The sequence below is a fragment of the Streptomyces sp. NPDC001450 genome, assembly GCF_053597295.1.
In genome coordinates this window covers 94139-116374 of sequence record NZ_JBSFHY010000005.1, presented here as the reverse complement: position 1 = coordinate 116374, position 22236 = coordinate 94139, and the positions used below count along the sequence as shown (strand labels likewise).

Annotated in this window: 22 protein-coding genes, 1 tRNA gene, 1 pseudogene and 1 riboswitch; of the genes and pseudogenes, 14 read left to right on the top strand and 10 right to left on the bottom strand. The window is 70.6% G+C overall.

What is annotated here, in order from left to right:
• The first annotated feature begins 14 nt into the window (after positions 1 to 14).
• Both ACWC5O_RS06875 and ACWC5O_RS06870 read left to right on the top strand, forming a co-directional pair.
• On the top strand, positions 15 to 317 hold the full coding sequence (locus ACWC5O_RS06875; RefSeq protein WP_450580417.1) for a hypothetical protein: 303 nt from the start codon (positions 15 to 17) through the stop codon (positions 315 to 317).
• A 191-nt stretch (positions 318 to 508) separates the two neighbouring features.
• The gene (locus tag ACWC5O_RS06870; protein ID WP_450580416.1) at positions 509 to 1981 is read left to right on the top strand and encodes an alginate lyase family protein; all 1473 of its coding nucleotides are present in this window, start codon (positions 509 to 511) and stop codon (positions 1979 to 1981) included.
• Between the two features lie 9 nt (positions 1982 to 1990).
• Here the strand turns inward: ACWC5O_RS06870 and ACWC5O_RS06865 are convergent, their stop codons facing one another.
• Positions 1991 to 3325: an SGNH/GDSL hydrolase family protein gene (locus ACWC5O_RS06865; protein ID WP_450580415.1), complete on the bottom strand. Its 1335-nt coding sequence runs from the start codon at positions 3323 to 3325 to the stop codon at positions 1991 to 1993.
• 168 nt (positions 3326 to 3493) lie between these two features.
• Here ACWC5O_RS06865 and ACWC5O_RS06860 point away from each other — a divergent pair, with 168 nt between their 5' ends.
• Positions 3494 to 4846, top strand: a complete 1353-nt coding sequence (locus ACWC5O_RS06860) for a DUF445 domain-containing protein (RefSeq protein ID WP_450580414.1) — start codon at positions 3494 to 3496, stop codon at positions 4844 to 4846.
• Between the two features lie 49 nt (positions 4847 to 4895).
• Positions 4896 to 5498 (top strand): RdgB/HAM1 family non-canonical purine NTP pyrophosphatase, encoded by a 603-nt coding sequence (gene rdgB, locus ACWC5O_RS06855; RefSeq protein WP_450580413.1) that lies wholly within the window; start codon positions 4896 to 4898, stop codon positions 5496 to 5498.
• A gap of 55 nt (positions 5499 to 5553) precedes the next feature.
• Here the strand turns inward: rdgB and ACWC5O_RS06850 are convergent.
• The 3 genes from ACWC5O_RS06850 to bcp form a co-directional block, all read right to left on the bottom strand.
• Positions 5554 to 5626: transfer RNA gene (locus ACWC5O_RS06850), tRNA-Leu, on the bottom strand.
• Positions 5627 to 5642: 16 nt separating this feature from the next.
• A complete protein-coding gene (locus tag ACWC5O_RS06845) occupies positions 5643 to 6284 on the bottom strand; it encodes an HNH endonuclease (RefSeq protein ID WP_450580412.1) in 642 nt (213 codons plus the stop codon).
• Positions 6285 to 6368: 84 nt separating this feature from the next.
• Positions 6369 to 6836, bottom strand: a complete 468-nt coding sequence (bcp, locus tag ACWC5O_RS06840; RefSeq protein ID WP_450580411.1) for a thioredoxin-dependent thiol peroxidase — start codon at positions 6834 to 6836, stop codon at positions 6369 to 6371.
• Between the two features lie 92 nt (positions 6837 to 6928).
• On the opposite strand from bcp, the gene ACWC5O_RS06835 reads away from it, so the two are divergent.
• From ACWC5O_RS06835 to ACWC5O_RS06825, 3 genes are all read left to right on the top strand, one after another.
• Positions 6929 to 7258: a DUF3618 domain-containing protein gene (locus ACWC5O_RS06835; protein WP_450580410.1), complete on the top strand. Its 330-nt coding sequence runs from the start codon at positions 6929 to 6931 to the stop codon at positions 7256 to 7258.
• Positions 7259 to 7374: 116 nt separating this feature from the next.
• A complete protein-coding gene (locus tag ACWC5O_RS06830; RefSeq protein WP_385165896.1) occupies positions 7375 to 7677 on the top strand; it encodes a GroES family chaperonin in 303 nt (100 codons plus the stop codon).
• A 46-nt stretch (positions 7678 to 7723) separates the two neighbouring features.
• A riboswitch (guanidine-III (ykkC-III) riboswitch) is annotated at positions 7724 to 7795 on the top strand.
• Positions 7796 to 7832: 37 nt separating this feature from the next.
• The gene (locus ACWC5O_RS06825; protein WP_381656435.1) at positions 7833 to 8153 is read left to right on the top strand and encodes a DMT family transporter; all 321 of its coding nucleotides are present in this window, start codon (positions 7833 to 7835) and stop codon (positions 8151 to 8153) included.
• Positions 8154 to 8159: 6 nt separating this feature from the next.
• On the opposite strand, the gene ACWC5O_RS06820 is transcribed toward ACWC5O_RS06825, so the two are convergent.
• Positions 8160 to 10691 carry a transglycosylase domain-containing protein gene (locus tag ACWC5O_RS06820; protein WP_450580735.1) on the bottom strand — a complete coding sequence of 844 codons (2532 nt, stop codon included), beginning with the start codon at positions 10689 to 10691 and terminating at the stop codon, positions 8160 to 8162.
• A 1459-nt stretch (positions 10692 to 12150) separates the two neighbouring features.
• On the opposite strand from ACWC5O_RS06820, the gene ACWC5O_RS06815 reads away from it, so the two are divergent.
• The 4 genes and pseudogenes from ACWC5O_RS06815 to ACWC5O_RS06800 all read left to right on the top strand — a co-directional run.
• On the top strand, positions 12151 to 12951 hold the full coding sequence (locus ACWC5O_RS06815; protein WP_450580409.1) for an ABC transporter permease: 801 nt from the start codon (positions 12151 to 12153) through the stop codon (positions 12949 to 12951).
• Between the two features lie 49 nt (positions 12952 to 13000).
• Positions 13001 to 13768 (top strand): ABC transporter permease, encoded by a 768-nt coding sequence (locus tag ACWC5O_RS06810; RefSeq protein WP_450580734.1) that lies wholly within the window; start codon positions 13001 to 13003, stop codon positions 13766 to 13768.
• On the top strand, positions 13726 to 14733 hold the full coding sequence (locus ACWC5O_RS06805) for an ABC transporter ATP-binding protein (protein ID WP_450580408.1): 1008 nt from the start codon (positions 13726 to 13728) through the stop codon (positions 14731 to 14733). The genes ACWC5O_RS06810 and ACWC5O_RS06805 overlap by 43 nt, the downstream gene beginning before the upstream one ends.
• A gap of 62 nt (positions 14734 to 14795) precedes the next feature.
• Positions 14796 to 15413, top strand: a pseudogene (locus tag ACWC5O_RS06800) (DUF1707 SHOCT-like domain-containing protein); the annotation flags it as partial.
• A gap of 107 nt (positions 15414 to 15520) precedes the next feature.
• Here the strand turns inward: ACWC5O_RS06800 and ACWC5O_RS06795 are convergent.
• From ACWC5O_RS06795 to ACWC5O_RS06785, 3 genes are all read right to left on the bottom strand, one after another.
• A complete protein-coding gene (locus tag ACWC5O_RS06795; RefSeq protein ID WP_403963012.1) occupies positions 15521 to 15922 on the bottom strand; it encodes a hypothetical protein in 402 nt (133 codons plus the stop codon).
• Between the two features lie 125 nt (positions 15923 to 16047).
• Positions 16048 to 16785 carry a ribonuclease PH gene (rph, locus tag ACWC5O_RS06790; protein WP_450580407.1) on the bottom strand — a complete coding sequence of 246 codons (738 nt, stop codon included), beginning with the start codon at positions 16783 to 16785 and terminating at the stop codon, positions 16048 to 16050.
• An 86-nt stretch (positions 16786 to 16871) separates the two neighbouring features.
• The gene (locus tag ACWC5O_RS06785; protein ID WP_366010034.1) at positions 16872 to 17105 is read right to left on the bottom strand and encodes a PTS glucose/sucrose transporter subunit IIB; all 234 of its coding nucleotides are present in this window, start codon (positions 17103 to 17105) and stop codon (positions 16872 to 16874) included.
• A 186-nt stretch (positions 17106 to 17291) separates the two neighbouring features.
• Between ACWC5O_RS06785 and ACWC5O_RS06780 the strand changes: the two genes are divergently transcribed.
• A complete protein-coding gene (locus tag ACWC5O_RS06780) occupies positions 17292 to 18581 on the top strand; it encodes a PTS transporter subunit EIIC (protein ID WP_450580406.1) in 1290 nt (429 codons plus the stop codon).
• Between the two features lie 231 nt (positions 18582 to 18812).
• Complete coding sequence (locus ACWC5O_RS06775) at positions 18813 to 20078, top strand: PTS transporter subunit EIIC (RefSeq protein WP_450580405.1); 1266 nt, start codon at positions 18813 to 18815, stop codon at positions 20076 to 20078.
• 73 nt (positions 20079 to 20151) lie between these two features.
• On the opposite strand, the gene ACWC5O_RS06770 is transcribed toward ACWC5O_RS06775, so the two are convergent.
• A complete protein-coding gene (locus tag ACWC5O_RS06770) occupies positions 20152 to 20904 on the bottom strand; it encodes an MBL fold metallo-hydrolase (RefSeq protein ID WP_450580404.1) in 753 nt (250 codons plus the stop codon).
• 240 nt (positions 20905 to 21144) lie between these two features.
• Between ACWC5O_RS06770 and ACWC5O_RS06765 the strand changes: the two genes are divergently transcribed.
• Positions 21145 to 21681: a type II toxin-antitoxin system PemK/MazF family toxin gene (locus ACWC5O_RS06765; protein WP_450580403.1), complete on the top strand. Its 537-nt coding sequence runs from the start codon at positions 21145 to 21147 to the stop codon at positions 21679 to 21681.
• Here ACWC5O_RS06765 and ACWC5O_RS06760 read toward each other — a convergent pair.
• Positions 21662 to 22153, bottom strand: coding sequence for a hypothetical protein (locus ACWC5O_RS06760; RefSeq protein WP_450580402.1), 492 nt, complete (start codon positions 22151 to 22153; stop codon positions 21662 to 21664). The two genes, ACWC5O_RS06765 and ACWC5O_RS06760, sit on opposite strands and share 20 nt — an antisense overlap.
• Positions 22154 to 22236 lie beyond the last annotated feature (83 nt).

The following is a 22236-nucleotide window of genomic DNA, read 5'->3' as shown; positions in this document are numbered from 1 at the left end:
AAAGGGAGGCAGACATGGCGAAGGTTCCCAGCTCGGTGATCGCCGCGACCGGACTCGTCGGCGGGTACGGCGTCGCCCGCTGGACCAGGAAGCGGCCGCTCGGCGGGGTCGTCCTGGCCGTCGCGGGGGCCGCCGCCGCACAGCAGTGGCGCCGGCAGGCGGGCGGGAAGGCCGCCGGTGCGCTGACCGCCGCGTACGTCGCCGCGTTCGCCGGGTCCCACCCGCTGGCGAAGAAGGTCGGCGCCTGGCCGTCGGTCTTCGGCGTCGCGGGTGCCGTCGCCCTCGCCTCCTGGGCCGTCGCCGACCGCCGGGGCTGAGCCGGCCGACTTCGTTCGCCGACCGGACCGCCGGGGCTGAGTGACCCCACCTCGCTCGCCCACCGGACCACCGGGAAGCAGCTGCAACCTGCTGTGGGCGGCCGTGACGATCCTGATGATCGTGCGGCCGGGGTCGACGACCGGAGCCTGAGTTTCTGTTATCGGCGGCGGCCGGCGTCCGTCTCCGGGGCATGCACGTGACACCTCAGACCTTCAGCCGCCGGAGCCTCGTCAAGGCCGCGGGAGTCGCGACCGCGGCAACCGCCCTCGGTACGAGCACGAGTACGACACCCGCCGCCGCTGCCACCGCCTTCGCGCACCCCGGTCTGCTGCACACCCGTACCGACCTCGCCCGAATGGCGGCCAAGGTGAAGGCGGGCGCCACGCCCTGGACCGCCGGGTACGCGAGGCTCACCGCCAACCGGCATGCGCAGAGCGGCTGGCGGCCCAACCCGCAGCCGACCGTGTACCGGGGCTCGGGCAGCCCGGAGAACTACGCGATCCTCTACAACGACATCCACGCCGCCTACCAGAACGCCCTGCGCCACCACGTCGGCGGGGAGCAGGCGTACGCCGACACGGCCGTGGCGATCCTCAACGGCTGGTCGCGCACGCTCACCTCGCTCGCCGGGACCGCCGACCGGTTCCTCGCGGCCGGCCTGTACGGCTACCAGTTCGCCAACGCCGCCGAACTCGTCCGTGACCACCCGGACTTCGACCTGCCCGCCGCCAGAAAGGTCCTGCTGAACGTCTTCTCCGCGCTCAGCGAATCCTTCCTCGAACGGCACAACAACGCCGTCGTCACCAACTACTGGCCCAACTGGGACCTGTGCGCCCTCGCCTGCGTCCTCGCCACCGGCATCTTCTGCGACGACCGGGGGCGGGTCGACCAGGCCGTCGCGCACTTCAAGCACGGCGCCGGTCTCGGCTCCGTCCGGCACGCCATCCCGGTCGTCCAGGCCGACGGATTCGCCGAGTGGCTGGAGGCCGGCCGCGACCAGGGGCACGCCCTGCTCGGCGTGGGCCTCATGGGCACCATCTGCGAGATGGCCTGGAACCAGGGCATCGACCTCTACGGCTACGACGACAGCCGCTTCCTCAAGGGCGCCCAGTACGTGGCCAGATGGAGCCTCGGGGAATCCGTGCCGTACACGGCCGACACACGGCAGAAAGGTGCGATCGGCGGCTGGTCCGGGAGTGAGACGGCCACCGCCGCCGCTGCCGTCGACCCGGCCATGACCCGCCCGATCTGGGCGGTGATCGTCAACCACTACACCAGGCGCCGCGGCCTCTCCGCCACCTACCTCACCCGGATCGCCGCCAAGGCCGCACCCGAGGGCGGCGGCGGGGACTACGGCCCCAACAGCGGCGGCTACGACCAACTCGGCTTGGGGACGCTCACCTTCACCCGCGACCGGAGCCCCCGGCCGCAGACCCCGGCCTCCGCCAGCCCGACAGCCGCGGCCTCCGACCCCAGCACGACAGCCGCGGCCTCCGACCCCCGCCCCCAGACACAGACGACCGGCAAACCCGGGCACGACCTCGCCGCGACCGGCACCGCCGACGTCCTCGGCTGGCTGGGCGCGGCGAGCGTCACCGCCGTGGCCGGCGGGCTGCTGCTGCTCCGGCGGCGGGACAGGGCCGCCCGGGACTCGGCACAGTGACCGCGGCCCCTACAGCTCCGCCTGCCCCGCGCCCTTGAGCGCGTTCAGGTCGAAGACCTCGCCCATCTTGCCGAACCCCAGGTCGCTGGGGTGCAGATGGTCCCCGGAGTCGTACTCGGGACGCAGGCGGCGCGGGTCGTAGGGGTCCCTGAGGGACTTGTCGAAGTCGACGACGGCGTCGTACACCCGGCCCGCCCGGATCTGGGCGTTGACCTGCTGGCGCACCACCTCCCGGGCCGGGGTCCAGCCGCGGTGGCCCTCGAAGGGCATGAGGGTGGCGCCGACCACCTTCAGGCCGCGGGCGTGGGCCTGGCGGACCAGGGTGCGCAGGCCGTCGGCGATCCGGTTCGGGTCGGCGAGCTTCGGATTGCGCAGGATGTCGTTGATGCCGAGGTCGATGACGACGACCTTGACGTTGGTCCGGGAGAGCGCGTCCCGGCCGAAGCGGCCGAGACCGCTCTGGTTCTCCGCGGGACGGCCCAGGCCGTCGGCGAGGACCTGGTTGCCGCTGATGCCCTCGTTGACGATGCCGTAGCGGGGCAGCGCGTCACCGCTCTCGACGGCCGTGCGCAGGCGGCCGGCGAGGACGTCGGTCCAGCGGTGGTTGGCGCCGACGGTGGAGGTTACGCCGTCGGTTATCGAGTCGCCGAACACCACGACCGTGCCGGTGGCCTCGTTGCTCAGGACGTCGAGGGCCGTCAGATAGCGCCAGTACGGGGTCTGTTCCGTGTACGGGGTGCCGGTCGCGTCCTCGGTGCGGTCGCCCTGGGCGACGTACGACATCTGCCGCGCGTGCGGGTGGTACGTCACCGGGCCGGCCGGGGTGGGCGAGTACGTGGTGACCAGGACGTCCGTGCCGTGCGGGATGGTCAGGCGCACGGCGTCGCTGAGCACCTGGCCGCCGGCCGGTATGACGACACTCGTGCCGCCGTTGAAGGTGAGGCGCCGCATCGTCTCCGCGTCGGCCGCGGCGGTGCCGTCACCCGCCGAGAGGGCGAGGGAGGCGTGCGTGATGGTCAGCGGGGACTGGCCGTACAGGTTGGACAGCGTGATCCGGGCGCTCGACCCTCCCGTGCTCGCGTGCACCACGTTCCGCACCGAGCGGCCGGCCAGGCCCTCCGTCTCCGTGCCCGGCTCGCCGCCCACGGGCGCCGTGGACCAGGCACCCACCCAGGTGCCCGTCGAGGCGGGAGCGACGGACGAGTCGTGGTGCGGGCGGCCGCCGGCGAAGGCGCCGCGAGGGGTGCCGCCGTCGGCCGCCACGGTGACGTAGATGGCGGCGCACATGGCCACGACCAGCGCGACAACCGCGCTGAGAACGGCATAACCACGACTCTTGGTCACGCTTGTGTTGTTCTCCCCCGGGAAGTGGGAGCCCAAGGCTCCGGTCTGAAGAGCCCATGATCGCTCATGAGCCCGGGAGAGCTGACAGGGCCCTGCCCAAAAGCCCCCGTCCAGACAGACGCCGGGAACTCCTGTTCCGTTCCGGGAGTCGGTCAGGAAGGGACAATTGTGTGCGGGATCACCGAACGGGTGGAGCTGATGGAACGTATGGAACGTACGGAGACGGAAACACCGAGCCGGACCACGTCATACCGAACCATGACCGCCTTCACCCCGGCCGACGAGGAGCGCCGGCGCGGGGTACGGCGCATGAAAGTGACGGCGACCGGCCTGCTGCTGTTCGTGGCGGTCGTCTACGTGCTGGCCACCCTGGCCTCCCACGAGGGCGCCGGCTCCTGGGCGGGCTATGTCGCCGCCGCCGCCGAGGCCGGCATGGTCGGCGCCCTGGCCGACTGGTTCGCGGTCACCGCCCTCTTCCGGCACCCGCTCGGCCTGCCCATCCCGCACACCGCGATCATCCCGACCAAGAAGGACCAGCTCGGCGTCTCGCTCGGCGAGTTCGTCGGCGAGAACTTCCTCTCCGAGGACGTCGTACGCCAGCGACTGCGCGCCGTAGGCATCGGCAGCCGGCTCGGAGCATGGCTCGCGGCCCCCGACCACGCCGACCGGGTCACGGCGGAACTGGCCACCGCGCTCAGAGGCGCCCTGACCGTACTGCGCGACTCCGACGTACAGGCGGTCGTCGCAGAGGCGATCACCCGGCGCGCCGAGGCCCAGGAGATCGCACCCGGCATCGGCAAGATGCTGGAGAAGATCGTCACCGACGGCGGCCACCGGCGGGCGGTCGACCTGGTGGTCGCCCGCGCCCACGACTGGCTGGTCCTCCACCGGGACAACGTGATGGTCGCGGTGGAGGGCGGCGCCCCCGGCTGGACCCCACGGTTCGTGGACCGCAAGGTCGGCGAACGCGTCTACAAGGAGTTGCTGCGCTTCGTCACCGAGATGCGCGACATGCCCTCCCACCCCGCCCGCGGCGCCCTCGACCGCTTCCTCACCGACTTCGCCTCCGACCTCCAGTCCGACACCGACACCCGCGCGCGGGTCGAACGGCTCAAGGGCGAAGTGCTGGGCCGCGGCGAGGTGCAGGACCTGATCGCCTCCGCCTGGACGGCCGTACGCTCCATGATCGTCGCCGCGGCCGAGGACGAACGCAGCGAGCTGCGACTGCGGGTACGGGCCGCCCTGCTGTCCCTGGGCTCCCGCATGGCCGCCGAACCCAAGGTGCAGGAGAAGGTCGACAGCTGGGTCGAAGGCGTGGCCGTGCACATCGTCACGACCTACCGCAAGGAGATCACCTCCCTGATCACCGACACCGTCGCCGGCTGGGACGCCGAGCACACCACCCGCAAGATCGAGGCCCACATCGGCCGCGACCTGCAGTTCATCCGGATCAACGGCACGGTGGTCGGCTCGCTCGCAGGCCTGCTGATCTACGTGATCTCACAGAGCCTCGGCGCCTGACCCCCGCCCCCCGATCCCAGATCCCCGGCCACCCAGGAATACTGCCCCCATGACCCGCCTGATCCTCGCCACCCGCAACGCCGGAAAGATCGCCGAGCTGAGGGCCATCCTCGCCGAAGCCGGACTCCCCCACGAACTCGTCGGCGCGGACGCCTACCCCGGCATCCCCGACGTCAAGGAAACCGGCGTGACGTTCGCGGAGAACGCCTTGCTGAAGGCACACGCCCTCGCCCAGGCCACCGGCCTGCCCGCCGTCGCCGACGACTCCGGCCTCTGCGTCGACGTCCTGAACGGCGCCCCCGGCATCTTCTCCGCCCGCTGGGCGGGCAAGCACGGCGACGACAGGGCCAACCTGGAGCTGCTGCTGGCCCAGCTGGCGGACATCGCGGAGGAGCACCGGGGGGCGCACTTCGCGTGCGCGGCGGCACTGGCGCTGCCGGACGGGAGGGAGCGGGTGGTCGAGGGGCAGCTGCGGGGTGTGCTGCGGCATGCGCCGACGGGCACGAACGGCTTCGGCTACGACCCGATCCTGCAGCCGGAGGGAGAGACGCGGACTTGCGCCGAGCTGAGCCCTGAGGAGAAGAACGCGATCAGCCATCGGGGGAAGGCGTTCCGGGCGTTGGTGCCGGTTGTGCGGGAGTTGTTGGGCTGACTTCACGAAAGAGCCCCGCACCTAGGATTCGAAGGTGCGGGGCCCCATTTACCTGTGCGCCCGGTCGGATTCGAACCGACAAACACGACCACCTAAAGATCGCCGCTCGGCCGTTGGCGTACGGGCGCCTAGCCAGGCCCTACATTACCGGGGGAGAGTATGCCGTCGCCGACCGCCTCGGCACCAGGTGCTCGTGGCTGCGTGGCAGTTGGGGCAGAGCAAGCGCAGGTTCTCTTGGCGGTCGTCGCTCCAGTCCCCGTTGACGTGATCGACCTCCAGTGTCATGGGCTTACCTCGCCATTCAGGGCCCACACCGCACTCGGCGCACACCTCGGAAACTCCCACCTCGCGTAGCGCACGGCGCAGCAGATGGGTCCTCGTCCGGCGTCGGCCGTCGTGCCGCACCAGGATGTCCTCTGCACGCTTTACGGGGGTCACGCCCGGTTTCCCTCGCTGGTGTGCTTGCCCAAGGAAGTGGGAGATGTCGAGACCGTCCTGCGCCACCCACTGACGAAACCGGGCGCGCAGCGGGCCGTTGCACGGCTCCATGCCCAAGGCGCGCAGAGCACCGGCGACAGACGTCGTCCCCTCGACCGCGCGCCGCAGCTCATCGGCGGTTGGCCGGTGCGGCGCCTTGCCTCGCCTCCGACGTGGCATGTGGGAGACGTCGATCCCGAAGTGGTCGAAGCGCCGGAAGAGGTGGCACCGAAGATTGCCGTACGGCTGGGTACCGAAGAAGGCGATGACCTCTTCGATGTCGGAACACTGCTTGGCAGCCTCGGCCAACCTCTCACGGGTGAATTGGAAACGGCCCGCGCCCGGGTATCCCGGTGCGGGCCGTCGAGCAGCAGAAGGTGTGCCGGCTGGGGCTCAGATCCCCAGATCCTTGATGATCTTGGCCACGTGGCCGGTCGCCTTGACGTTGTAGAGGGCTCGTTCGACCTTGCCCTCCTCGTCGACGATCACCGTGGAGCGGATGACGCCGACGACCGTCTTGCCGTAGAGCTTCTTCTCGCCGAAGGCGCCGTACGCTTCCAGGACCTTCTTGTCGGGGTCGGCCACCAGCGCGACCTTCAGGGACTCCTTCTCGCGGAACTTCGCCAGCTTCTCCGGCTTGTCCGGGGAGATGCCGATGACGTCGTAGCCGGCGCCGGCCAGGACCTCGAGGTTGTCCGTGAAGTCGCAGGCCTGCTTGGTGCAGCCGGGAGTCAGGGCCGCGGGGTAGAAGTAGACGATGACCTTGCGGCCCTTGTGGTCCGACAAGGACACCTCGTTGCCGTCGGCGTCGGGGAGGGTGAAGGCGGGGGCCACGTCCCCGGGCTGGAGTCGCTCGCTCATCGGTCCAGCGTAACGGGGGGCGTTGCGGCGCGGTTGCGGCTGGAGCTGACAGACTGTCCAGGACAGCATCAGGAGACTTCGGAGGCCGTACGGTGGCGGACACGTCGGACACCAGAACCCCGGCGCAGATCGAGGCGGACATCAAGCGCCGTCGCGAAGTGCTGGCCGAGACGCTCGACGAGATCGGGGTGCGGGTGCATCCGCAGACGATCGTCGCGGACGCCAAGGCCAAGGTCGTCGCCAATATCGATCACACGGTCGGCCGGGCCTACGTCCAGGTCAACCGGGTGGTGAGTGAGGTGCGGGCGCAGTTCGTGGACGAGGAGGGCGCGCCGCGGCTCGAGCGGGTCGTGCCCCTCGCGCTGGTCGTCGTCGGCGTCGTGGGCCTGCTCGCGCTGGGCTCGCGGCGGCGTAAGGGCTGACCAGGGCGGAGACGAGTCGTGGCCCGGGGTCGTACGAGTCCGTTCGAGGCAGGTAGGTTCGAGGCGTGAGCGCCAACAGAAACAGCAACCCTCAGCACGACAAGCTGCCCATCCGGATGCTGCACGACCGGGTTCTCGTGCGGCAGGACGCCGGTGAGGGCGAGCGGCGGTCGGGCGGCGGCATCCTGATTCCCGCGACCGCGGCGGTCGGGCGGCGGCTGGCCTGGGCCGAGGTCGTCGCGGTGGGGCAGAACGTACGGACCGTGGAGCCGGGTGACCGGGTCCTGTTCGATCCGGAGGACCGGGCCGAGGTCGAGGTGCGGGGCGTGGCGTACGTGCTCATGCGGGAGCGTGACCTGCACGCGGTGGCCGCCGACCGGTTCGAGGGCGGCGAGGACTCCACCGGCCTGTACCTCTGATCAGAAGCCGAGAAGGGGCTGGTGACTGTGGTCACCAGCCCCTTTGTCGTTCCTTTGCTATGTTCGAAGGAGCCCGACGAGACGCGCCGTACCGGGATGCAGGCAAAGACGACGCACCGGAGAAGAGTCGTCCGTTCGTCTCGGAGGTGTGTGTCGTGGCCTGGGTGCTGCTTGTCGTGGCCGGTCTGCTCGAGGTCGGCTGGTCGATCGGGATGAAGTACACCGACGGGTTCACGCGGGTCGTGCCCAGTGTGCTCACCGGTGCCGGGATCGTCGCCAGCATGGTGCTGCTGTCGTACGCCGCCAAGTCGCTGCCGATCGGTACCGCCTACGGCGTGTGGGTGGGGATCGGGGCGGCCGGGGCGGCGGTGCTCGGCATGGTGGTGCTGGGTGAGCCGGTCACCGCCGCCCGGATCTTCTTCGTCTGTCTGCTGCTGGTCGCCGTGGTGGGGCTGAAGGCGACCAGCGGTCACTGACCCTTCCTAGGGTTGGCCTCCGGCGTCGCCGCCCGTGGTGGTGGTGCCTGTGGTACCGCCGGGGGTGCCGCCGCCGGTGGTCGTGCTTCCGCCGGTGGTGTCTCCGCCGGTGGTCGTGCCGCCGCCCGTGGTATCGCCACCGGTGGTGGTGCCCCCGGTGGTGGTGCCGGTTGTGTTCGTACCGCCGTCCGTCGTGCCTCCGGTGGTGGTGCCCCCGGTGGTGGTGCCGCCGGTGTCCTGGCCGCCGTTCGTGGTGCCGTCGGTCGGGGTGCCGGTCGGGCCGCCGTTGTCCTGGCCGCCGTTGGTGGTGGTGCCGTCGGTGGTCGTGCCGTCGGTCGGGGTGCCGGTCGGGGCCTGCGTGCCCGGTGCCTGGACCTCGGCGCCCGACTGCAGCTGGAGGTCGAAGTCGGTGGCCGGCTTGCCCTTGAGGGCGTCCTTGGTGAACTGGGCCCAGATCTGGGTGGGCGCGCCGCCGCCGTTGATGCGCGGCAGGCCCATCGCGCCGTACAGCGGCTTGTGGGCCGCGGTGACGGGGTCCTGACCCATGACGGAGACGACGGTGGCGAGGTCGGGGGTGTAGCCCGCGAACCAGGCGGCGGTGTCCTCCTCGGCGGTGCCGGTCTTGCCGGCGGCGGGGCGGCCGGCGGCCTGGGCGGCGGTGGCGGTGCCGGACTGGACCACGCTCTGCAGGACCGAGGTGGTGGTGTCGGCGGCCTCGCGGCTGACGGCCTGCTTGACGGGCTCGTCGGGGAGCTTGATCTCCTGGGTGCCCTCCTTGGTGATCTTCTCGATCATCGTGTACGTGCCGTGCTTGCCGTGGTTGGCGAGGGTCGCGTACGCCTCCGCCATGTCCAGGACGCTGGCGGTGGCGGTGCCGAGGGCGATGGACGGGTAGGGCTGGAGGTCCTTGGTGTCGGCGGGGACGCCGAGGTCCACGGCGGTCTGCTTGACCTTGGACGGGCCGACGTCGACGGCCATCTGCGCGTACACGGAGTTCACCGACAGGTCGGTGGCCTTGCGTACGGTGATGTCGCCGTAGGACTTGGAGTCCTCGTTCTCGGGGGCGTAGGGGCCACCGCTCCAGCCCTGGACGGGCCGCTTGTTGGTGCCGTCGTAGTAGGTGTTCGGGGTGATGGTCTGGCCGTCCTGGGTGGTCGAGCCGTTCTGGACCGCGGAGGTGAACACGAACGGCTTGAAGGTGGAGCCGACCTGGAAGTCACCGCGGGTGGCGCCGTTGGTGTACTGCTTCACGTAGTCGATGCCGCCGTACATGGCGACGACCTTGCCGGTCTTGGGGTCGACGGAGGCGCCGCCGGCGCGGACGGCCTTGTCGACCTTGTTGTTCTTCTTGTCCAGCTTGGACATCAGCTGGTCATTGACCGCCTTGACGAAGGCGTCCTGCTTGCTCTTCTGGATGGTGGTGGTGATGCGGTAGCCGCCCAGGGCCAGCTTGTCGGGGTCGATGATGTTGTTGGTGGTCAGGTAGTGCTTGACCGCCTCGACGAGGTAGCCGCGCTGGCCGGAGAGGCCGGTGGAGATGGTCTGCTCCTTCGGCATGGGGAACTTCATGCCGGCACGCTTGGTCTCGCTGAGCCAGCCCTTCTTGACCATGCCGTCCAGGACGTAGTTCCAGCGGGCGAGGGCGGAGGACTTGTTCTCGGGGTGGGCTACGACGTCGTACTCGCTCGGTGCGTTGACGAGGGCGGCGAGGTAGGCGGCGCGGGCCGGGTCGAGGTCGGTGGCGTCCACGCCGTAGTAGGCCTGGGCGGCGGCCTGGATGCCGTAGGCGTTGCGGCCGAAGTAGCTGGTGTTGAGGTAGCCCTCGAGAATATCGTCCTTGGACTTGTTGCGGTCCAGCTTCATCGAGATGAAGAACTCCTTGGCCTTACGGGTGACCGTCTGTTCCTGGGCCAGGTAGTAGTTCTTCACGTACTGCTGGGTGATCGTCGAGCCGGACTGCTTGCCCTTGCCGGTGGCGGTGTTCCAGGCGGCGCGGAGCATGGCCTTGGGGTCGACGGCGGACTCGGTGTAGAAGTCGCGGTCCTCGGCGGCCAGGACGGCGTGCTGGGCGTCCTTGGAGACCTGGGCGAGGCTGACGTTCTCGCGGTTGATCTTGCCGTCGCGGGCGAGCTGGGAGCCGTCGGCGTAGAGGTAGACGTTGCTCTGCTTGGTGGCGAGGGCGTTGGCGGGCGGGATCTTCACGAGCGAGTAGCCGAGGTAGAACAGGCCGACGACCAGCAGGACGCCGATCACGAAGGTGCCGAGCACCATGCGCCAGGTGGGGATGATCCGCCGCCACCCGGTCCGCTTGGGCCGCTTGGGCTTCTTGCCCTTGCCGGTGGCGGGGCCACCCGGGCCGCCGGGGCCGCCGCTGTCCGCGAGGGGAGTGGGGGGCTCGTCGGGGGTCTGGGTGGTGGAGGTGGTGCGGGTGGTGCCGGTGCGGGTGGTGGCAGCGCCGCCCGCGGCTGCAGCGCCGGCCGCGGCCGCGGAGGCGGCCGGGGACTTCGGGGCGGCAGCGGCGCCGGCCCCGGCGGCCATGGCGGCGGCGCTCGCCGCAGCGCCTCCGGCCGCGGCGGCCTGAGCAGCGGCGCCCGCCTTGCCGGGCCGGTTCGACTGGCTCGGCCGGTTCGACTGGCCCGGCTGACCCGACTGGCCCGGCGGACCTGACTGGGCCGGCTGGGCCGACTGGCTCGGCCGGGTCGACTCAGTCTTGACGCGGCGGAGGACCTGAGTGGTCTCGGCGGGCACCGGAGCCTCGCCGGAGGCCGGAGAGGCGGCGTCCGCCTGGTTCCCCTCCTGGGAAGCCCGGGGTGCCTTGATACGCCGGAGGACCTGGGTGCTCTCCGCTGCGCTCGGCTGCTCGGAGTCGTGAGCCCCGTCGCCCGCCTGGGCCCGCCCGGACTGCTGGGGCACTCCGCCCCGCTGGGACGTCATGGCGGAGTCGGCCTGCTTCTGGGACTCGCCGGACTTCGCCGAGCCCTGCGACTGCCCGGGGAGCCGAGACCCCACGGACGCCTGGGCACCCTGGGGCCTGTCGAACGGACGGGACCCGGCAGATCCCTGCGGCTTCTCGGGCCCCCGGGCGCTCCCGGCTCCCTGGACATTTCCGGCCGCCTGGGGCTTCTCGGCACCCTGGGCCTTGCCGGGCGCCTGGGACCCGTCGGACGCCGGCTGGGGCTGCTGGGCCCCCTCGGCCGCCGAACCCACTTCGATCCCCCGGCCCTCAGTCCTCCCCGCACGACTCGCCTGAGCCGCCCGACGCGCCCGCGCGGCCTGGTCGGCACCGGCACCCGGAAGCGACTGGCGCCCGGACGTCCGGTCCGCCGCACCCGCCTGGCCCGGGGCACCTGAAGAGGTCGAACCGTCCCGGCCCTGACCTCGGTCGTCCCGGGCCGCCGCCGTCAGATCGCGCCCCTGGCCCGCCCGGCCCTGGGCACCGCGAGCCGGCCCACCAGCCGAACCGTCCCGGTCCCGGCCCGGCCGATCCCGACCCGCACCGGCCTCGTCCCGGCCGCCCGACGCGGCCCGAGCCGACCCGGCGGCCGAACCCGTCCGGTCCTGGCCCGGCCTGCCTTGCTCTCGGTCCGCGCGCTGATCAGCCCGTGCCCCGTCCTGGCCCTCCCGGTCCCCGGACCCGCCCTTCTCGGCGGTGGCATCGCTTGCGGGCGGCTTCGGAGTCCGCTCCTGGCGGCTGCGGGTGGTGGACCCCGGCTCTCCGGGCCCTTCAGCCGGCAGCGGTTCTTCTGGTGCCCCACCCTTGGTGTGCTGCTGCGGCTGCGGCTCGTCGCTCATCTCGTGCACGGACTCCTGTTTCGCGTCGTACGTTTCCCGTACGCCTCGTACGCCTTCTGCGCCCCCAGTTTGAAGACTCTCGCACCTGGCGTTCCGTTCCCGGATTCCGGCACGCTTCCGGGGCGGAAAATGCGTGGCCGGTCGCCGGGCCTCCGGACTAGGCTCCTGCGCTTCGGTGTCGAGCGGTCCAGGGAGGTCGACTGGCGTGGGCGCGGGACGGTTGTACGTTGCCGTCGCGGCGGGGGGATTCAGACGGTACGCGACGTATCGGGCGGCCACTGCGGCAGGGGTGTTCACCAACACGGTCTTCGGGCTGATTCTCGTCTACACCTACCTGGCGCTGTGGGACGAGAAACCGCACCTCGGAGGCTATGACCAGGCGCAGGCGGTCACCTTCGTGTGGCTGGGGCAGGCACTGTACGCGACGCTGGCGATTCAGGGGGGCGGCTTCGAGACCGAGTTCATGGAACGCATCCGTACGGGTGAGGTCGCGATCGATCTGTACCGGCCGGCGGATCTCCAAGTGTGGTGGCTCTCGAACGATTTGGGGCGGGCGCTATTCCAGTTGCTCGGTCGTGGAGTGATCCCGTTCGCCTTCGGGGCGCTGGTGTTCCCGACGGCGCTCCCGGACGATATGGGCAGGTGGCTGGCCTTCCTGGTCTCCGTCGCGCTCGCGATGATCGTCAGTTTCGGGATCCGCTACCTGGTGGCGCTGACCGGGTTCTGGCTGATGGACGGCACGGGGGCGCTTCAGGCGCTGATGGTCACGGGCATCTTCTGCTCGGGGATGGTCCTGCCGCTGAACGCCTTCCCGGGGACGCTCGGTGAGGTCGTGCGGGCGCTGCCGTGGGCGGCGCAGCTCCAGGTGCCCGCGGACGTGCTGATGGGCGAGGCCGACCCGTTGCCGGCGTTCGTCTTCCAGGCGGCGTGGGCGGTGGTGCTGCTGGCGGCCGGGCGGCTGGTGCAGACGGCGGCGGCGCGACGGGTGGTGGTGCAGGGTGGCTGAGTACAACACCCTGGCCGAGGGGCTGCGCGCCTACCGGCTGATCTCCGGGATGTGGATCCGCTCCACGCTGACCTACCGGGTGTCCTTCGCGATCACCGTGGTCGGTGGCCTGCTGGTGACCGGCCTCGACTTCGTCTCGATCCTGCTGATGTTCTCCCGGGTCGACGTCCTCGGCGGCTACGCGCTGCCCGAGGTCGCGTTCCTGTACGGGCTGTCGGCGACCTCCTTCGGGTTCGCGGATCTGGCGATCGGCTCGGCGGGCCGGCTGGGCACCCGGGTGCGCGACGGCACGCTCGACACCCTGCTGGTGCGGCCCGCGCCGGTGCTGGCGCAGGTCGCCGCCGACCGGTTCGCGCTGCGCCGGATCAGCCGGATCATGCAGGGGACGCTGGTGCTGGGCTACGCGCTCGTCGCGTCGGACATCGACTGGACGCCGGGCAAGGTGCTGATGGTGCCGGGGATGCTGGTCTGCGGCGGGGTGATCTTCTCCGCGGTGTTCGTGGCGGGGGCGGCCTTCCAGTTCGTGGCGCAGGACGCGTCCGAGGTGCAGAACGCGTTCACGTACGGCGGTCAGACGCTGTTGCAGTACCCGCCGACCGTGTTCGGCAAGGAGTTGGTGCGGGGGGTGACCTTCATGCTCCCGCTGGCCTTCGTCAACTGGGTGCCGGCGGCCTATGTGCTGGGGCGGCCGTATCCGCTGGGCGGCGTGCCGGAGTGGGCGGCCTTCGCGCCGCCGCTGGTGGCGGTGGTGTGCTGCGCGGCGGCGGGGCTGGCGTGGCGGGTGGGCCTTCGGTCGTATCGGAGTACAGGGAGTTAGCGGTGGACGCGTTCATTGAGGTGGACGGGGTCGAGAAGGTCTTCGAGGTGCGCAGGAAGACCGGGTTCCTGAAGCGGGAGCGGCGGCAGGTGCGGGCGGTGGACTCGATCTCCTTCACCGTGGCGCGCGGCGAGATGGTCGGCTACATCGGCCCGAACGGCGCCGGGAAGTCGACGACGATCAAGATGCTGACCGGCATCCTGATGCCGAGCGCGGGCCGGCTGCGGGTGGCGGGGATCGATCCCTCGCGGGAGCGGAGGCGGCTGGCGCACCGGATCGGGGTGGTGTTCGGGCAGCGGACGACGCTGTGGTGGGACCTGCCGCTGATCGACTCCTACCGGCTTGCGCACCGCATGTACCGCATCCCGGACGCCCGTTACCGGGAGAACCTGGACCGGTGCGTGGAACTGCTGGAACTGGACGCCCTGTTGGACGTGCCGGTGCGGCAGCTGTCGCTGGGCCAGCGGATGCGCGGGGACATCGCGGCGGCGCTGCTGCACGATCCGGAGGTGCTGTACCTGGACGAGCCGACGATCGGCCTGGATGTGGTGTCGAAGGCCAAGGTGCGGGGTTTCCTGCGGGAGTTGAACGCCGAGCGCGGGACGACGGTGCTGCTGACGACGCACGACCTGCAGGACATCGAGCAGGTGTGCTCGCGGGTGATGGTGATCGACCACGGGCGGCTGATGTACGACGGTCCGCTCGCCGGGCTGCACGAGGCCGGGGAGGGCGAGCGGACGCTGGTGGTGGACCTGGAGCGGGAGCTGCCGCCGATCGAGGTGCCGTCGTGCCGGGTGGTGCGGGTGGAGGGGCCGCGGCAGTGGCTGGCGTTCCCGGCGGGGCAGTCGGCGGCGCCGCTGGTGGCGTCCGTCGCGGCCGAGTATCCGCTGGTGGACCTGTCGGTGCGGGAGCCGGACATCGAGGCCGTCATCGCGAAGATGTACGCCGAGAAGGCGGTCTCGTAGGTGTCTTCTCGTGGGCGTCTCCTGGGCCTCTCTTCGCGGGCGTCTTCTCGTAGTCTTCTGTCATGACCGACGACGCAGTGCCGGAACTCCGTGCCGCCGACGCCGACCGTGAGCGGGTCGCCGAGGTCCTGCGGGACGCCGTCGCCGAGGGGCGGCTGGACATGCAGGAGTTCGAGGAGCGGCTGGAGGCGACGTACAAGGCGCGTACGTATGCCGAGCTGACGCCGATCACCCGTGACCTGCCGGCCGGCGGGGCTGTGGCGCCCGCCCCGGTCTCCTTCACCAAGGAGGCGGTGGAGAGCGGGAGTTGGGCGGGCCGGATCGTCGGGGGTGAGGGGTCGTCCACGGGGGCGGTCGCCGTCATGTCCGGCTTCCAGCGCAAGGGCCGCTGGACGGTGCCGAGGAAGTTCAACGCCTTCGCCTTCTGGGGCGGTGGCGAGATCGATCTGCGAGAGGCGGACTTCGCGGACCGCGAGGTCCACATCAACTGTGTGGCGATCATGGGCGGGGTGCAGGTGATCGTGCCGCCGGGCGTCGAGGTCGTCGTCCGCGGGATCGGCGTCATGGGCGGCTTCGAGCACCCCAGGGGCGACGAGCGGGCCGGGCCGGGCGCGCCGCGGGTGGTCATCGGCGGCTTCGCCTTCTGGGGCGGGGTCGGCGTGGAGCGCAAGCAGCGGCGCAGGCTCGGCAAGTAATACGCCCCGTGGGTGGGGGCTGAGGTCCCTGGGGCTCCGCCCCAGTTTCCGGCCCATACCCACCCACCACCCGACTCGGTCGGCTGAAAAGGCTACGACGTGCAGACCTTCGTCAGTTCGCCCGCCGCGTCCGTGACCGGGCTGACGTCCGGCGTGTTGTCGCCGTTCTTGATGGCCGTACGGACGTTGTCCACGGCCTTGTTCAGGTTGTCGACCGCCTTGTTGACGTCGGCGTTGTCGGTCTTGTCGCCGATCTTTTCGAGGTTCTTGTCGATCGAGGCGAGGGACTGGTCGAGCTGCGTCGGGTCGTTCGAGGCGTTCTCCACGGCCTGCTGGAGGTCGGTGACGCTGTCGGCGATGGAGTCGGCGGTCTGGACGCAGTCCAGGGCCTTGTTCACGGCGTCGCAGCCGGTGGTGAGGCCGGCGGTGAGCGCGGCGGTCGCTATGACGGCGGCGACGGCGGTGAGACGGCCTCGGCGTCGGCTGGCGGCCATGGTGTGGGTCCCTCCCCTGGTGTGGCTGACCGGGCGCACGGTGGTGGTCGTACGCCCGTACCCATACGGACGTCGGGGAGCGGGCCGGGGTTGCCCGCCCGCACCCCCGGGTTTTGATGCGTCCTTTACTTTTCGAGCGTGCCGGCCAGCGCGGCCTTCTGGATCGCGGTCAGCTCGGTGCAGCCGGTGACGGCGAGGTCGAGCAGGGCGTTGAGTTCCTCGCGGGCGAAGGGCTCGGCCTCGGCGGTGCCCTGCACCTCGACGAAGCGGCCGTCGCCGGTGCAGACGACGTTCATGTCGGTCTCGGCGCGCACGTCCTCCTCGTAGCAGAGGTCGAGGAGGGGCACGCCGCCGACGATGCCGACCGAGACCGCCGACACCGTGCCCGTCAGCGGCTGGCGGCCGGCCCTGATGAGCTTCTTGCCCTGGGCCCAGGAGATCGCGTCGGCGAGGGCGACGTACGCGCCGGTGATGGCAGCCGTGCGCGTGCCGCCGTCGGCCTGGAGGACGTCGCAGTCGAGGACGATGGTGTTCTCGCCGAGCGCCTTGTAGTCGATGACGGCGCGCAGGGAGCGGCCGATGAGCCGGGAGATCTCGTGGGTGCGGCCGCCGATCTTGCCCTTGACGGACTCCCGGTCGCCGCGGGTGTTGGTGGCGCGGGGCAGCATGGCGTACTCCGCGGTGACCCAGCCCTCGCCGCTGCCCTTGCGCCAGCGCGGGACGCCTTCGGTGACCGAGGCGGTGCAGAAGACCTTGGTGTCGCCGAAGGAGACGAGGACGGAGCCCTCGGCGTGCTTGCTCCAGCCGCGTTCAATGGTGACCGGGCGGAGCTGTTCGGGGGTGCGGCCGTCGATTCGAGACATGGCCACGAGCCTATCGGGAGTGACGGAAGGGGCTCCTCCCCCGGTGGGAAGAGCCCCTTACAGGTGACCCCGGTCGAACCGGGGTCTCACATCATGTCCTCGATCTCCGCGGCGATCGGGTCGGCGTCGGTGCCGATGACGACCTGGATGGCGGTGCCCATCTTGACGACGCCGTGGGCGCCGGCGGCCTTCAGGGCGGCGTCGTCGACCAGAGAGGGGTCGGAGACCTCGGTGCGCAGCCGGGTGATGCAGCCCTCGATCTCCTCGATGTTGTCGATTCCGCCGAGGCCGGCGACGATCTTCTCAGCCTTGCTGGCCATGTTCCTTCTCCCTGATCCGAACCGCTTTGTCGCAGTAACCCACAGTTGGCCCATCTTCGCGAGCGGTCATGCCGTGCGTGCCGAATGATGGCGATCACGACAGCGGGACCGTCCGCCAACTGGTCTACACCACAGCGGGTACGGTCGCCAAACCGCGTCCGAGTCGAGCGGTCCGGGAGGACGTCCATGAGCGCCGACAGCACGGTCAGCCCCGCGCGCGTCCGCTGGAACACCCTCTTCCAGGGCCTGCAGAAGATGGGCCGCAGCCTCCAGCTGCCGATCGCGGTGCTGCCGGCGGCGGGCATCCTCAACCGACTGGGCCAGCCGGACGTGTTCGGGGTCGACGGTCTGGGCTGGACGAAGGTGTCGAAGGTGATGAAGGGGGCGGGCGGCGCGCTGCTCGACGGCTCGATCGGCCTTCCGTTGCTGTTCTGCGTGGGCGTCGCGATCGGCATGGCCCGCAAGTCGGACGGCTCGACGGCCCTCGCGGCGGTGACGGGCTTCCTCGTCTACTACGGCGTGCTGCACCAGTTCCCGGAACAGTGCCCGGCCGGCTCGAAGACGATCCCGGACGTCGGCTGCCAGGTGCAGGCGGGGTCGGTGACCACCTTCACGTTCCAGAACCCGGGTGTCTTCGGCGGCATCGTCATGGGTCTGCTGGCCGCGTTCTTCTGGGTCCGCTTCCACCGCACCAAGCTGGTGGACTGGCTGGGCTTCTTCAACGGCCGCCGCCTGGTCCCGATCATCATGTCGTTCGTGGCCATCGTCTTCGCGGCGGTGTGCCTGTGGATCTGGCCGCCGATCGGCGACGCCCTGGAGAGCTTCAGTCACTGGCTGCGGGACGCGGGGTCCTGGGGCGCGGGCATCTTCGGTGTCGCCAACCGGGCGCTGCTCGTCATCGGCCTGCACCAGTTCCTGAACGTGCCCATCTGGTTCCAGTTCGGCAGTTACACGACGCCCGAGGGCAGGGTCGTGCACGGCGACATCAACATGTTCCTGGCGGGCGACCCGAACGCGGGCCAGTTCACCTCGGGCTTCTTCCCGATCATGATGTTCGCGCTGCCGGCCGCCGCGCTGGCGATGACCCACTGCGCACGGCCGAACCGCCGCAAGGAGGTGGGCGGTCTGATGCTCTCGGTGGCGCTGACCTCGTTCGTCACCGGCATCACCGAGCCGATCGAGTACTCGTTCCTGTTCATCGCGCCCCTGTTGTACGCGGTCCACGCGGTGCTCACCGGGGTGTCGATGGCGGTGACCTGGGGGCTCGGGGTGCACGACGGCTTCAGCTTCTCGGCCGGTCTCATCGACTACGTCATCAACTGGAACCTGGCCACCAAGCCGTGGCTGATCATCCCGATCGGCCTGTGCTTCGCGGCCGTCTACTACGTCGTCTTCCGGTTCGCCATCACGAAGTTCGACCTCAGGACACCCGGCCGCGAACCCGAGGACCAGGTCGAGGACGTCACAAAGATCTGACGCCCCGCCCGAGTTCGGCCCCCGGACGAGACGGCCCGGGGGCCTTTCGGCGTCCGCGCCGACGGCCCCTGCGACCAGCACAGCGCGTAATCCCACGACAGCGGATTCACGGGTTCCTTATATCGCCTTCATCGTGCTACAACAGGTCTACACCACTGAGTGGTGTAGACCACAGACGCGGCCGTCCCCTTCCATGGTTCCCGGGCGGCGCCTTGCCCCCTGGAGGAACTTGTGACCACGGCCAGCGCCGCTCCCGCGGCGGAGAAGAAGAAGGGTGCCGGGGCGATGGCTGTGCTGCAGCGCATCGGCCGCTCCCTGATGCTGCCGGTGGCGGTGCTGCCCGCCGCCGCCCTCCTGGTGCGTCTGGGCAACCCGGACATGCTGGGCGACCCGGCCTACCCCGCGATCCTCACGAAGATCGCCTCGTTCATGGCGGCCGGAGGCAACGCGATCCTCGACAACATGGCGCTGCTGTTCGCCGTGGGCATCGCGATCGGCTTCGCGAAGAAGTCGGACGGCTCGACGGCGCTCTCCGCCGTGGTCGGCTACCTGGTCTTCAAGAACGTGCTCGCCACGTTCACCGACAAGAACCTGCCGAAGGTCGCGACGGTCGTCGACGGCAAGGTCCAGATGGTGAACGCCCCGGTGGACGCCAAGGTCCTCGGCGGCGTGGTGATGGGCATAGTCGTGGCCCTGCTGTACCAGCGCTTCTACCGCACCAAGCTGCCCGACTGGGCGGGCTTCTTCGGCGGCCGCCGCCTCGTCCCGATCCTGTCCGCCTTCGCGGGCCTGGTCATCGGCATCGTCTTCGGCTACATCTGGCCGGTCCTCGGCACGGGCCTGCACAACTTCGGTGAGTGGCTGGTGGGCTCGGGCGCCGTCGGCGCGGGCATCTTCGGTGTCGCCAACCGTGCGCTGATCCCGATCGGCATGCACCACCTGCTGAACTCCTTCCCGTGGTTCCAGGCGGGCGAGTACCACGGCAAGAGCGGTGACATCGCGCGCTTCCTGGCCGGTGACCCGCACGCGGGCCAGTTCATGACCGGCTTCTTCCCGATCATGATGTTCGGCCTCCCGGCCGCCTGCCTCGCCATCGTGCACTGCGCCCGCCCGGAGCGCCGCAAGGTGGTCGGCGGCATGATGTTCTCGCTCGCGCTGACCAGCTTCGTCACCGGCGTCACCGAGCCGATCGAGTTCACCTTCATGTTCATCGCGCCGGTCCTGTACGCCATCCACGCGGTACTCACCGGCATTTCCATGGCGCTGACCTGGTCGCTGGGCATGCGGGACGGCTTCGGCTTCTCGGCGGGCGCGGTCGACTTCGGCCTGAACTTCGGCATCGCGAGCAACCCCCTGGGGCTGGTCGTGGTCGGCCTGTGCTTCGCGGTGGTCTACTACGCGGTCTTCCGCTTCGCGATCATCAAGTTCAACCTGCCCACGCCGGGCCGCGAGTCCGACGAGGAACTCGCCGAACTGCAGAGGGCCGAGGCCAAGTAGGCCGGCCCCGCCAACCCGAAGGCCCCCGGAGCCAGTACGGCTCCGGGGGCCTTCTCGTGTCCGGAGGGCGGGGTCAGATCTCGTACGTGGCCCGCGGTACGGCCAGCTCCACCGGCCCCGCGAAGACCTCGCGCGCGTCCGCGAGGTTGACCTGCGGGTCCGTCCACGGCGGGATATGGGTGAGGACCAGGCGGCGGGCGCCCGCGCGGGCCGCCGTCTCACCCGCCTCGCGGCCGTTGAGGTGCAGGTCGGGGATGCTCTCCTTGCCGTGCGTGAACGCGGCCTCGCACAGGAACAGGTCGGTGTCCCGGGCCAGCCCGTCCAGCGCCTCGCTGACGCCCGTGTCGCCGGAGTACGTCAGGGACTTTCCGCCGTGCTCGATGCGGATGGCGTACGCCTCCACGGGGTGACGGACCCGCTCGGTGTGCACGGTGAACGGGCCGATCTCGAAGGTGGACGGCTTGACCGTGTGGAAGTCGAAGACCTCGCTCATGGAGGAGGCGGAGGGGGTGTCGGCGTACGCCGTGGTCAGACGGTGTTCGGTGCCCTCGGGGCCGTAGACCGGGACCGGGTCGCAGCGGCCGCCGTCGTGACGGTAGTAGCGCGCGACGAAGTACCCGAGCATGTCGATGCAGTGGTCGGCGTGCAGATGGCTGAGGAAGATCGCGTCGAGGTCGTAGAGACCGCAGTGGCGCTGCAGCTCGCCGAGGGCGCCATTGCCCATGTCGAGGAGCAGCCGGAAGCCGTCGGCCTCGACGAGGTAGCTCGAACAGGCCGATTCCGCGGACGGGAACGACCCCGAGCAGCCGACGACGGTGAGCTTCATGAAGCAGAAACCTCCGTTGGCGGGAAACCGATGGGCGGGAAGCGGGGAGAGGGGTCGGGAAGGGGGCAGACGAGCGTCGTGCGGTTTGTCGAGCGTAAGGCGCAAAAGGGCCGGTCGCTCCTCCGCCAGGGGCCGTTGTGGGCGAACTCACCTGTGCTGTCACCGGTTCGGCTGGACCGAGGGCGCACGCAGCTCGCAGAGGGCGCGCGCCGCCGAGCCCACGCCGGTAACGTCGACCGTATGGACACGTCATGGTGGCTGGCGCTCGCGGCGGTCGTGCTGCTCGCGCTGGTCGCCACGCTCGTCGACGGCTGGGGCCGCCGGCCCGGCGGGCGCCGGCTGCGGCCGCCCGGGCGCCCCGCCGGCCGGGCCCGGGTGACGACACGTCCGCACCCCGGGGACATCTGGTGGGCGAACGTGCCCTACGAGGACCGCGCAGAGTCAAAAGGGACCGCGCGATGGGGGTCCCCCCAGGCTTTCGGCACTGGGGGAGCGTCGGACAGGGCGGTGGCGGGCGACGAGAGGGCCAAGGACCGGCCCTGTCTGGTGCTGGCCGTGCACGGCAACCGGGCCACGGTCGCGAAGATCACCAGCAAGTACCACGACGAGCGCGCCGGGGTGATCCCGCTGCCGCCCGGCTCGGTCGGCGACGCCCACGGCCGGCCCAGCTTCCTGCAGACCGACGAGCTGCGCGAGGTCCCGGTGTGGGACTTCCGCCGCCGGGTGGGCGTGGTCGACCCCGTCCTGTGGGACCAGGTCAGGCACCTCGCGGGTTAGCCACCCGCCGGCTCACCGTCACGGTGACCTTCCACTCCTCGATGCCCTTGCAGGAGACCTGGCCGGGAGCCGTGGGCTCGGGGCACAGGGGGCGGGAGGACGTCAGCTCGGTCTTTCCGGCCGCCACCGCCTGGTACGCGGCGCTCGCGTCGCCCGGCTGGAGGACGAAGCCCGCGTTGATGGCCTTCAGGGCGGTGCCGCTCGCCGCGACCGGCTTCCACGGGCGGCTCTTGGTCCCGTCGAGGGTGAGCCGCAGCTCGCCGCCCTTGGCCAGGCAGACGGTACGGCCGTTGTCGGCGGCGGTCAGCTCCACATGGTTCACGCAGCCGCCGCCGGACGACGGGGCGGATGCCGAGGGCGACACCTTGCCGTTGTCGCCGCCGCCGCTGCCGGTGTCCCCGCCGCTCTGGGAGCCGCAGCCCGCGAGCAGCAACGCTGCCGCCGCGAGCGCGACGGTCGTCGTACGGCGCATGGGGTCCGCCTTTCTGCCGTGCCGGCCGGCCTGCCGGTCTCCTGGTGCAGATGAGACGTACCACCGGCACGGACGGATCCCGC

Bases quoted from the DNA above. Each gene is read 5' to 3' on its own strand.
- ACWC5O_RS06765 (WP_450580403.1), top strand. From the start codon at position 21,145: ATGGACACGTCATGGTGGCTGGCGCTCGCGGCGGTCGTGCTGCTCGCG.
- ACWC5O_RS06795 (WP_403963012.1), bottom strand. From the start codon at position 15,922: ATGGCCGCCAGCCGACGCCGAGGCCGTCTCACCGCCGTCGCCGCCGTC.
- ACWC5O_RS06830 (WP_385165896.1), top strand. From the start codon at position 7,375: ATGCTGCACGACCGGGTTCTCGTGCGGCAGGACGCCGGTGAGGGCGAG.
- ACWC5O_RS06810 (WP_450580734.1), top strand. From the start codon at position 13,001: ATGTGGATCCGCTCCACGCTGACCTACCGGGTGTCCTTCGCGATCACC.
- ACWC5O_RS06870 (WP_450580416.1), top strand. From the start codon at position 509: ATGCACGTGACACCTCAGACCTTCAGCCGCCGGAGCCTCGTCAAGGCC.
- ACWC5O_RS06770 (WP_450580404.1), bottom strand. From the start codon at position 20,904: ATGAAGCTCACCGTCGTCGGCTGCTCGGGGTCGTTCCCGTCCGCGGAA.
- bcp (WP_450580411.1), bottom strand. From the start codon at position 6,836: ATGAGCGAGCGACTCCAGCCCGGGGACGTGGCCCCCGCCTTCACCCTC.
- ACWC5O_RS06820 (WP_450580735.1), bottom strand. From the start codon at position 10,691: ATGGCCGCCGGGGCCGGCGCCGCTGCCGCCCCGAAGTCCCCGGCCGCC.
- rdgB (WP_450580413.1), top strand. From the start codon at position 4,896: ATGACCCGCCTGATCCTCGCCACCCGCAACGCCGGAAAGATCGCCGAG.
- ACWC5O_RS06785 (WP_366010034.1), bottom strand. From the start codon at position 17,105: ATGGCCAGCAAGGCTGAGAAGATCGTCGCCGGCCTCGGCGGAATCGAC.
- ACWC5O_RS06875 (WP_450580417.1), top strand. From the start codon at position 15: ATGGCGAAGGTTCCCAGCTCGGTGATCGCCGCGACCGGACTCGTCGGC.
- ACWC5O_RS06780 (WP_450580406.1), top strand. From the start codon at position 17,292: ATGAGCGCCGACAGCACGGTCAGCCCCGCGCGCGTCCGCTGGAACACC.
- ACWC5O_RS06760 (WP_450580402.1), bottom strand. From the start codon at position 22,153: ATGCGCCGTACGACGACCGTCGCGCTCGCGGCGGCAGCGTTGCTGCTC.
- rph (WP_450580407.1), bottom strand. From the start codon at position 16,785: ATGTCTCGAATCGACGGCCGCACCCCCGAACAGCTCCGCCCGGTCACC.